General features: G+C 46.7%; 2 protein-coding genes. Both read left to right on the top strand.

Translation table 11 applies throughout. The annotated features are described in order from the left end of the window. A partial coding sequence (locus HY811_08035; protein MBI4834749.1) for a hypothetical protein occupies positions 1 to 6,607 on the top strand: 6,607 nt, incomplete at its 5' end. 179 nt (positions 6,608 to 6,786) lie between these two features. Next, positions 6,787 to 13,044, top strand: a complete 6,258-nt coding sequence (locus HY811_08040) for a hypothetical protein (GenBank protein ID MBI4834750.1) — start codon at positions 6,787 to 6,789, stop codon at positions 13,042 to 13,044.

The following is a 13,044-nucleotide window of genomic DNA, read 5'->3' on the forward strand; positions in this document are numbered from 1 at the left end:
ACCAACCACGCTTAATGAAGATGCCGGCACGATCATATTTGACGGCACAGGACAGGCTATACCGGCTGAATCATATTACAATTTAAAGACCGGCAGTATCAATACGACTTATACATTAGGCGGAGCTATCCAGGTAAAAGGCAATTTAACGATAGACGAGACAGACGACGCGACCAAATCGACATTGGATGTAAGCGGAAGCAATCATGGGATAACCTGCACCGGCAACTGGCAGTTAAACGGCACATTTAATCCGCAAGGCGGCATGGTGGAATTCAACGGGACCGCCCCTGCGCTCAATATCAGCAAGGGAACAAACGGCACTGCCCTGTCATTTAATAATCTCAAGGTAAATATCGGTCCAAGCAGCGTATTACAACCTAATGCCCCGCTTACGATAGGCAACAGCTTACAAGTCAGCGCCGGAGAATTCGACCTCTCAACCGGATTAAGCCACAGCATCAACGGCATTACCACAATAGATAAAATAATGGATATAAACGGAAGCCAGTTAAGTTGCGCCAACAATCTGTCTGTCTCGGCTTCAGGCGGTTTGATTATGAGGGATAACGCCGTATTAAAGATGGCCGATGCCAAGCCCATAGCCATTGCGGGAGGATTTACGACCTACTGGGGCGGCGGAGGCGCGACTAAGCCTAAGATCACCACATCCGGAGCGGTTGGAACAAATTCATATAGTTTTGACGCCAATTCAGGCAGTAGTGTGGATATCAGCGGATTAACGATTGAAAGCATAAACGCAAACGGATTAAAGATAAATACCGGTGCGAACATACTGGATATAGACGATGTCGCGTTTGCCTCACAGGTCGCGCCGACAGGAGGAGCCGCACTTAATTTACAGGTAACATCGGGATATAATACGACGCAGTCATTCACATTCTCTGACATGGGCTTTGACGGTAGCTATAAAGGCTCGGCTGGCGGGCCGTCATCAACAATAGGTAATGTGGTGGTTGGGGATAATGCCAATGGGGTAAACGTTACGATCACACTGTCGAATGCGAATGATGTAGTGCCCGGGCAGGAAGACTGGGATTATGACGACCCGACTCCTGGAGACGGGAATGCAGTAGTAAACTGGGTGCAGTTAAATACCTGGATAGGCAATACCACGAGCTGGAATTTAGCAGGCAATTGGACCAATGGGATACCTGACGGGACAAAGGACGTATTAATACCAACTACACCAGCTGGAGGGAATTTCCCGATATTGGACACAACCGGTAATTGCATCGGATTAAAGATAGAAAACGGGGCCTGCCTTACGGAAAGCGGCAGCGGAGCATATAATCTGGAGATAAAAGGTGATATACTTATAGAAGGTAACGGAACTTTTGATGCCGGGGACGGAAAGGTAATCTTTAACGGACTCGGTAGCCAGACCGTTGACCTCGGAAGCGTAACGAACAATGAGTTTTACAAACTGGATATAAGCAAAGCAAGCGGAACGATTACATTATTGAGGGATTTAACGATAGAGAATAATCTGGCTGTAACCGGGACGTTAAATACAGGCAATAAGACTTTAACCATAAACGGGGCGACGACAAATAATGGAATAATACAGGTCGCAAACGGAGTATTAGACACAAACAATAACTTAACTGGAGGCACCCTGACATTTGGAACCGGCCAACTCCGGTTTAGCGGGGTAACATTCTCTCCAATAACATTAACGGCTGGAAGCGGGACAATTATATTTGACGGCAAAACCGCGGACCAGAATATACCGGTTTATAATTATTACAATTTAGAGATAGATAAATACTCGGGAAGCGTAAGTTATACGGCGAACGCAGGTGCAAGCGGGCTAAATGTAGAGGGTAATTTTACTGTAACATCAGGCATATTTAAGGCAGACCCGATAAACGCCGGATGGAGCCATAGCATCGCGGGCAATTATAATATAAATGCTGCAAACAGCGAATTCAACCCCGGATTAAGTATCATAACATTGGATGGCGTTTCGCAATTAATAACGCAGAATAACAATAGCTTCTACAAGCTGAATATCGGAGATGACGCGGCAACCCCATCTGTTACAATAAATACGGGAAATAATTTAATAGTCGCAAATAACCTGGTGGTAAACACGGGAAGTTCGTTAATCTTCAATTCCAATACAGGGCATAGCATAGGGGGAACGCTTGTAATAGATAATACAAGCACATTAAATCCATCAAGCGGTCGTATCGTGATTACCGGGAGCATGACGAACAACGGAATGATAAACATGACCAATTCAAGCGCATATATCAGTGCGGCTTCATTTACCAATATAGGAACACTTGATTTCGGCACATCATCCGCCGCAGGAATGGCTATAAGCGGCAATTGGAATGATTCAAATACTGTTAATCCGGGATATTCAACGATTACTTTAACTGGAGGCGCAAGCAGTATTATTGCAACCGCAGGGATCACCGACTTCTATCATTTGGTTATTAACGGGAGTTATACCGCTTCTAATGCATTGGATATCGAAGGCAGTGTAACTATTGGCGGAACGTTTAACCCTGATATTTATACGCATAAGATAGCCGGCAATTGGAATGATAGTGCCGGAACATTCAGTACTACAAATGGAACTATCAGATTTGACGGAACGGGAAGCCGGACCATAACCACGAAATTATCAACAGGCGGGAATAAGTTTAAGAATCTTGAAATCGGGAATGATACGAATACGCCGTCGTTTACAATTGTATCGGGCGATTTAGTAGTCAATGGTAACCTTATTATCAATACAGGAAGCGGATTAACAATTAATTCTAATACCGGACATTCTGTTTCCGGTTCGGTTACCATAGACCCTTCGGCAACCCTCTTTATCAAAACAGGGCAGATAAACGTCGGTGCGGTCGGCAATAATGGAACGATTGACCTGACTGAAACGACCGGGGTAAATGGTAAATTAACAGCTTCTTCTGTAACTAACGGAGGGCTCATTACATTCGGAACAAGCGCAAGCGGCAAAATAACCTGCAACGGTACATTCATCAACAGCAGCGGAACATTTACCAAGGGAAATTCAACACTGGAAATAGGAGGTTCAACGACAAATCTTAATGCGCCAACCACAAACGGATCGCTGTATAATTTAACTGTCAGCGGAACGGTCAGTGCCGCATCATCTATCAATATTGATAATAACTTAGCTGTCAATTCTTCCTGCAGTTTTAATCTCGGAACAGTATTGACGACGACAGTAAACGGAGTCACCTCTGTTTCCGGAATGCTTAATATTAACAATTCAATATTCGTTGCTAACAACAACCTGACAGTCTACGGCAGCGGTACATTACAGATAGTCGGGTCTAATATAAACGGACAACAGGGACAGCTTAAAATAGCCGATGGAAAAATAGTCAGCATGCAGGGATTTCTCCAGACCAATCCAAGCGGGACTTACACATATAAACCCGTGGTAACACATGCCGCCGCTGGTGCCCGGTACTCATTTAACGTGGAAAGCGGGGGAAAACTTGATATTAACGCCCTTATCTTTGAATATGCCAACAGCAATGGATTAACCATTGCTTCAAATGCGGACATTTCCAATATCGATATAGATAACACAGACTTCCGCTATGTCCTGGAAAACCCATCCGGCACAAAACAGGGCAATGGCGCACGCTACTTATATATTGGGTTTGCTTCGGGCAGTTTCGCCCAGACCTTTGACAGTTGCACTTTTGATAATTCTTTCGGAATAAATACGGGTAATAATATTATCGGCGCAGCAACAACTGGCTCAAACCAAATATCGCTTTCTAATTATGGAGGCTTGGGCTCCGGCCCGGCTTATGAATGGGAAAGCAATGACACCGATGTGCAGATTAAATGGCTGGGCTCAACGACCTGGGAAGGCAATAATTCCAGCAATTGGAATGACAACGGCAACTGGTCTAACGGCGTGCCAGGCTCGGAAAACTCGGCCGTGGTCGTTTATCCGGCTTCTGGAAGAAACCCTGTTATGGATATAAGCGGCGCCTGCGCATCGCTTGAAATAAAAACCAACGGAACACTTGACATCAACGGCAAATCACTTACCATTACCGGTAATTTCATCCTTGCTTCAACAGGCATCCTGCAGATGACCACGGCTAATTCCCAAGTGATAATCGGCGGCAACTGGAGTAATACAGGCGGAACGCTTAACCAAACTGCCGGACTGATTGTCTTTAACGGAACTAACACGATTATTTCAAGCGAGCAAAACTTCCGCGCTGTCAGTATTACCGGCACTGCGTCTTTGGCTTCAGGCTCATTCGTAAAAGTATCAGGAATAGGCTCGGTATTCGCCGTGCAAGGAGGCATTTTCAACCTCAGCAATGCTACTTTCAACACGAATAGCTGGTCGAAAAACGGAACGTTTATTTCTGATACCGGAACATTTGTCTGGATGGGAACAACTGCCCTTCCGGCAGAAAACTATTACCATCTGCAGGTCGGTGACGGAGTTGTTTCTTTTGCCTGCAGCATGGCAACTTTCACATACAACATAAGCAAAAACCTTACAATCAAGATGACCGGTAATCCCAATTATCTCGATGCCGGTTCGGCTACAATCAATATTGGCGGCAATCTCACGATTGATGGCAGTGTCGCGGCTTATGATATTTTCAGGCCATCTACCAGCAACATAAAGTTTAACGGCAATACCACCCAGGCAATAGGCGGAACAGCCCAGCAGCCATTTGTTCTTAATGATCTTAACATATCTGGCATATCAACAATAGTTTCATTACAGGGCAATGTCAAATTAGCCGAAAGCGGAGTAGATACGGGTGATATCAATCCTGATTTAACCGCCCCTCTTAAAGGGCAAGCCGGAATACTAAAGCTTAACTCTTACACAATGGAAGTCCAGGGAAATTACAATGATGACAGTAATGATAGCATCTCAACCGCCCCGTTTAACGATAATATTTCCGAAGATACCGGAACTGTTTATTTTAACGGCGACCAGGGAGCAACGCCATTAACCGTATCTTTTCCAATCGAAACTTACTATGATCTTATTGCCGGAAGCGGTGGAAATGCGGATATAGAAACTTATAATCTCGTTTCGGACACGACCGTCAGCCGCAGTATAACAATCACTTCTAATAGCTTACTTGATGTCACAGGCGGAAATTATTCCCTGGCAATCGGCGGTAATTTCACACTTAGCGGAACATTCAATCCTCAAAGCGGAACTGTTGCTTTTAATGGCAATATTAATCAAAATATTACCGCTAATTCAAACTTCTATCATCTCATAACAAACAATACCGGTGTTGGCACAAGTGTATTGGCACAGGGAAAGTTGGCGGTTAACGGCAACCTGACGATTTCCAATGGGACACTGGATTTAGGGACTGGTTTTATCGGTGGAAACAAGCATACCATAGGCGGTTATTGCTATATAGACAAGGGCAAGCTGAAGGCGAATACATCATCAATCGGCATAACCGGCTTATTGCGGATAGGCGACGGGATAAATACGGGTATCTTAGATATGACGAGTAATTCCACGGACGACCCGGATCTAACGGCAGGAGGCGGAGTGAATATCACCTCGACCGGTACATTGGATGTAACCGGCTCTTCTGCATCTATCTCGTCTGGTGGCAACTGGGTGCGGACGGGCAGTTTCAATCTGGGGCAATCCAAGATTACCCTAAGCGGAGCCGGCAATTATATTACCACCACCGGAACGGGTGATTTCTATGCCCTGCATATCGCCTCGGGAAGCGTCATTTCCGCGGGAAGTAATTGCGGCATTACGAATAATCTGGTCGTCACCGGCCAATTCGGGACAGCCAACAAAACTGTGTCAATCAACGGTAATATAACTAATGGTGGAATAATCTATATCGGGCAGTCCGCGGCAGCCGGAACACTCGACCTGGAAGGCGATTTCACCGGCGGGTCATTGCGGTTCATCAATGGAAGCGGTTCCCTGATGTACTTTAGCGGAGCTAACTTTACCCCGTCATCACTAACTGCCGCCGACGGCACCATTATCTTTGATAATACAATAAGCGGGCAGACCATTCCATCGTATACGTATAATAATATCAGGATTCTCAAAAGCGGACAGACATCCACATCCGGGGGAAATCTCACCATAAACGGGACATTAAACGTAACTAATGGCATATTTGACGGCGATGATGGCTCAATCAGGGTGCATACTATTGGCACCATCTCAAATAGCGGCACGGTCAAGATGGACCTGGCTTCTACCATAAATGTTACCGGTAACACGATAAACGCAAGCCAGGTAGATATCGGAATCGGGACGTATAACAATGCGGTTAATTATACCAATACCGGAGGCACAACCACCCTCGGTGCGGGACTGCTGGATATAAACGGCAACCTGAACGGCGGGACGATTGAATTCAATAACTCAACCGGCATATTGCGAATAGCCGGCACCTTTGCACCAACCACGCTTAATGAAGATGCCGGCACGATCATATTTGACGGCACAGGACAGGCTATACCGGCTGAATCATATTACAATTTAAAGACCGGCAGTATCAATACGACTTATACATTAGGCGGAGCTATCCAGGTAAAAGCAATTTAAAGACCGGCAGTATCAATACGACTTATACATTAGGCGGAGCTATCCAGGTAAAAGGAAATCTGACCATAGACGAAACCGATGATGCGACCAAGTCAACACTGGACATAAGCGGAAACAATTACGGGATAACCTGCACCGGCAACTGGCAGTTAAACGGCACATTTAATCCGCAAGGCGGCATGGTGGAATTCAACGGGACCGCCCCTGCGCTCAATATCAGCAAGGGAACCAACGGCACTGCCCTGTCATTTAATAATCTCAAGGTAAATATCGGGGCGACCAGCGTATTACAACCTAATGCCGCTCTTACAATAGGAGGTAATTTACAGGTTAACGCCGGAGAATTTGACCTGAATACCGGATTAAACCATAGTGTCAGCGGACTCTCAACCATAGAAAAAACGCTTGATATTAACGGCAGCCAGTTAACCTGCAGCGATAATTTTACGGTATCTAATCAGGGCAGTTTAATCCTGAGGGATAATGCAGTATTAAAGATAGCAAACAATAAAGCAATAGCCATAAACGGGGCATTTACAACCTATTGGGGCGGCGGAGGCGCGACTAAGCCTAAGATCACCACATCCGGAGTGATTGGGACAGATTCCTATAGTTTTGACGCTAATTCGGGAAGCAATATAGACATCAGCGGATTAACGGTCGAAAGCGTAGACGCAAGCGGATTAAAGATAAATACGGGCGCGAATATACTGGATATAGACGATGTCGCGTTTGCCTCGCAGGCAGCTCCGATCGGCGGAGCGGCCTTAAATTTACAGGTTACTTCCGGTTATGTTTCCACGCAGTCATTCACCTTCAGCGACATGAGCTTTGACGGCAGTTACAAAGGGAGTGCCGGAGGGCCGTCAGCCACGATAGGTAACGTGGTAGTAGCAGATAATGCACAGGGAGTGACAGTAACTATTACACTATCAAATGCCAATGACGTGACACCGGGACAAGAGGATTGGGATTATGACGACCCGACTCCGGGAAACGGCAATGCTGTAGTTAATTGGGTGCAGTTGAATACCTGGGTTGGAACTACCACCAGTTGGAACTTAACCGGCAACTGGACCAACGGAATACCGGATGGCAGTAAGGATATATTGATACCTACTGCTCCGGCCGGAGGCAATTTCCCGGTGCTGGATACGACCGGTAATTGCATCGGATTAAAGATAGAAAACGGGGCGTGTTTAACGGAATCAGGAAGCGGGACATATAACCTTGAAGTAAAAGGCGATTTTATCATAGAAGGCAACGGCACATTCGGCGCGGGTGACGGCAAGGTGATACTCGACGGCAACGGCACCCAATCGATAGATTTGGGAATTGCCGGCAGCACTTATTATAACCTGGAGATAAACAAATCAACCGGCACGGTAACGGTTTCAAGGGACTTGACGATAACCAATAACCTGTCAGTAACCGGCACGTTAACCAGCGCGGGTAAAACCGTAACCATAAACGGGACGACCGCGAATAACGGGACTATCCAGCTGGCTAACGGCATATTTGACATAAACGGGAATCTAAGCGGAGGGATAATAGACGGGGGAACGGGGACAATAAGATTTTCAGGCGCAACCTTTAACCCAACGACACTGGCGCCAAATTTAGGGACAATTGTATTTGACAATAAAGCTTTAGACCAGACGATACCGGCATTAAACTATCATCATTTAGAGATAGATAAATACTCAGGAAGCGCAAGTTACACGGCCAATGCCGCATCAAGCGGGATAAACATAGACGGCAATTTCAAGGTGACATCGGGAATCTTTAAGGCAGACCCGACAAACGCCGGATGGAGCCATACAATCGCAGGAAATTACGACATAAACACGGCTAACAGCGAATTCAATGCCGGATTAAGCACAATAACATTGGATGGTATTTCGCAATCCATAACACAGAATAATAATAGTTTCTACAAGCTGAATATAGGCAATGGGACAGCCACTCCGACAATCCAGATGACAGGGAATCTTAAGACCGGAGGTAACTTAACCGTAAAGGCGGGAAGCACCCTGGCATTAAACAGCAATAACGGACACACAGTCGGAGGGAGCATAACCATAGAAAATACGGGCAGGATAGATTTAACCACCGGGACAGCGGCGATAACCGGCGGCTTAACGAACAGCGGAACCGTGGATATGGACCAGGCATCCATCTTGAACTGCAACGCATTTACGAATACCGGAACAGGGGTATTGGACTTCGGCTCAGCCGCCAGCCAGATAACCGTCTCCGGCAATTGGGATGATTCGGGCACGGTTAATCCCGGAAATTCCACCATCAACCTTACTGCCGGCTCAGGGACAATCACCACATCAAACTCAACCGATTTCTATAGTTTGAATATCAACGGATCTTATACGGCGAATAATGCTCTGGATATAGTCGGTAATATAACTATAAACGGCTCATTTAATCCGGGTAGCTTTTCACACCGTATTGCCGGCAACTGGAATGATTCCTCCGGAACGTTTACAGGCGGAACTTCTAATATTATATTTGTCGGAACATCCCAGTCTATTAACACCGATGTCGGTTCTGGCAATAATAAATTCTATACCCTGACTATTGGCGATGGAACGGCAACCCCGTCTGTTTCCGTTACATCCGGTAAGGACTTGGAAATATCAAATAATCTGGTTATAAGGAGCGGTTGCCAGTTAACCCTTAATTCTAATGTCGTCCATACTGTCGGAGGCTCATGCACCATTACCGGAACCTTAAACACCTCCACAGGTAAAATCACGATTAGCGGCGCGGTCACCAACAGCGGCTCGCTTGACGCTTCTTCTTCTGTTGCCGCATCACAAGGGCTAAAGTCCGCCGGATTAACCAATACCGGCACAATAAACTTCGGTGTTTCCGGCAGCGGGATGATTGAATGCGATGGCAACTGGGTTGACACCGGCGCGTTTACATTAGGCAACTCTACCGTAAAAATAATCGGCTCCGCGCGCACTATAAAATCCAACCGTGCAACAGGTGATTTCTATAAATTAATTGTCAGCGGTTCCGCTTCTATTGATTCAGGCTCATCTAACGGATTGGATGTAGACAGCACGCTCCTCGTGAATAACAGCGCTTCGCTGGATTTGGGCACGGGTTTTACAAACGATGTCGCCGCCACTTGCGATGTCGGAGATACCTCAACAACCGGCACGCTCAATATCAATAACAGCAAGCTTATCGTTCATGGCAATCTTACCGTCAAGAACAATAGCACGCTCATTATAAAAGGTTCTAACACCGCCGCCAATGTGGGAGAATTGCGCATGGGCAATAACGCTACGGTCTATATTGAAGGGTCCTTCCAGACCAATCCAAGCGGCTCGTATACCTATAAACCGAAAGTCACCCGCGCTTCCTCCGGAGAACGATATGATTTCACCGTCCAGAATAGCGGCGGAATTGATATTAACGCTCTTATCTTCGAATATGCCAAAAAGTATGGATTAACCATCGCTTCCACGGCTGCCATTACCAATATTGATATCGATGATGCGGACTTCCAGAATGTTGAGGAAGACCCAACCGGCACCGGACAAGGCAACGGCGCCAGGCATCTCTATATCGGATTTGCTTCAGGCAGCTATACGGGCAACTTTGATACCTGCTCCTTTGACCAGAGTTTCGGGACTGCCACCGGTAATAATGTTGTCTGCGCCGCGACATCAGGTTCAACCTCTCTTAATTTCTCCAACTGGCAGGGTAATAACGGAGGCGGCGACCAATATGAATATGAAAGTTCCGGAACGAGCATTATCTGGATTGCCACCAACACATGGGTCGGAGGCGCCAGCGGGCATGAAACCGCCTGGAACTGGGGCGCTAACTGGAATACCGGGAGCAAGCCGGGCGCCGGTTCGAGTGTTATCATTCCCAGTCGCGCTTATGCCCCATCGCTTAATGAAAGCGTTATCATTGCCTCATTGGAAGTCCAGGATGGCGGCATCCTTAATATGAGCGCTGGTTATCAATTAATTGTTAACGGAACCGCCTCTATCGTTACCGGCACAACCGGCGGCAAAATCAACATCACCAATAGCGGCGCTGTTTTGACCTGTAAATCAGACCTGCTGGATAATAACGCCGCAGGTGGCATCAACCAAACCGCCGGTAAAGTCGTATTGCTCGGCACCAATTCTACATTTTATTCCGCCACGATAAAGACCCTGGAAATCGGAGACGGGAACCAAACGGTCAATATTAATATTCCTTCCGGCAAGACAGTCAAATTGGCGGCTAACGGGACACTAACGGTAAAATCCAACGCCGCTTATTATTTACAGGGCGGAACTCTTGTCCTTGGCAACGGGCTCACTATCAATGTTAACTCAAACGGGACTTTCAAGGCGGATAATAATACCGCCATCACGACGCCTGCGCCGGGAACCGACCGTTTTTACTTTATTGTTAACGGCGCCGTTAACCTTGATACCTGTGAAATCCGCTCAATGACTGCCAATGGATTAGACATCCAAAGCACGGCCGTTACGCCAACCCTGAAAAACATCAGCTTCTACAATCATCCGGGCACATCCAATAGCCGTTATATATCTATTGCTCTCGCTAATCTTAATATTGACAGCCCCGATTGCTGGTTTGAGACGATTACCACCGGTTATAATGTCTCTGCTACGGGAGCGAGTTCAGTCATCCGTTTCCAGGACAGGTTCCAGAAGAAGGAAGAGCAAAACGACCTGATTACCCAGGCAGGTTCCAATATTATTACTTCAATCTCGGCAACGTTCACCACCAAGAACGTAATGAACGGCGATATCCTAAGGATTGAACAAGGAATGGATATCGGCACTTATGTAATCAGCGCCGTTAACAGCCAGACCGAATTAACCTTAACGTCTAATTTAACCGCCTCGGATAACGGCATCAAATACTCAATCGGCACCATGTCAAGCGGGCGCGGCGCCGGTGAACCGTTTGATTATGATGATGACTCCAACGATGACGGCGTGGCGGACGGCACCGGGGCGGTCGTTTTATGGACTTACACTCCCGGAACCCAGGCGCAGGGTCAAATCGAGGGGTTCCCCACCATTGCTTTCGACCTTAATACCTATGCGTATTACTCTACTTATTTGCCGTCAAAAAATATACAAGGGCCAAATACCGTTGACCGTATTTATGTCATGGATAGCCAAGGTGCTTTTAAGGATTATTATTATAATATAGATAACTCCTACGGCGATATAGTCGGCCAGGTTTGGTGGTATACGGAAGGAACGGACCATACTGTTTACTTTGGGACAACCGGCGGCCATCTTTTCAGGTTAATTGACACCGGTAGCGAACTTCAGCTTTCCCCCGGCTGGCCTCTCGATGTTCCGGGCTGCACTGAAATCACCTCGCCGGTCATCACCGATGGAATTAATCTCTATTTCGGCGGCATGAACGGTGTCACTCCAAAAATCTATGCCGTGGTCATCACTTCCCGTGAAGTGCTTTTTGCCCGGACGGCCGCTTCGCCGGTCCGCTCTATCCCTTCTTGGGATATGTCAGGCGGCACTACCTATCTTTTTGTCGGCTCGGATTACCAGGAGCTTGCCGGCGGCAACGACTTGCAGATTACGGCCGGGGAACCTTATGTCACTTCAACCAGTGCTTTCTTCCTAACCGTTGGGCTTGAAGCCGGCGATATCCTAATCATCTCCAGCGGTTCTCAACAAGGGCGCTATCGCATTACGGCAGTAAACAGCCTCACCGAATTAACCGTAAATTATACTTTTACCTCCAACGAATCCGGCATAGTATATTCTGCCGGGCAAACGCCCCTATTATATCGTTTGGATATTTCCAACGAGGCTAATGACAAGCAGAATAATTCCCCGTTGGATAGCGTCCGGGCGCCGACCACCTATTGGCCGTTTACAAACGGGCTCTATGTGGGTGATTATTACGGGTTGATGCATGGAATAGACGTCTGGTCCGCCACCTTCACCAATACCGACAGTTTTCCATATACCCCGGCAGTAAAAAATTCTATTAAAGTAATGGCTTATGTAATGTTTATCTATCATGACCCGCCTAACGGACCTGAAACCAGGCTGCTCTATGCTGATACCGGTGGTTATTTCTATAGCCTTAAGATGAACGGCACTGCCTACGACCCTGATAAAGGCGGGTCGATTACGCCTTATCCATTATTGCTTGGCGGAGGAACAGCCATAGAATCATCGCCCATGCCCAATAACACCGGATTAATCTACATCGGCAATAATGACGGAAAGATATTTGTCATAGACGAATCTCAAAAAGCGGTCATCAAGACCTTTTCATTTGGTTCCGGGATAAAGATCGGGGATATCAATTACGATTCCGATAACCGGCGATTCCTGATACCGACTGACCAGGGCAAGATATATTATTTGGAGAATATGTTAGACCCAACTCCTTAA

The organism is Planctomycetota bacterium (assembly GCA_016207825.1).
Lineage (GTDB): Bacteria > Planctomycetota > MHYJ01 > JACQXL01 > JACQZI01 > JACQZI01.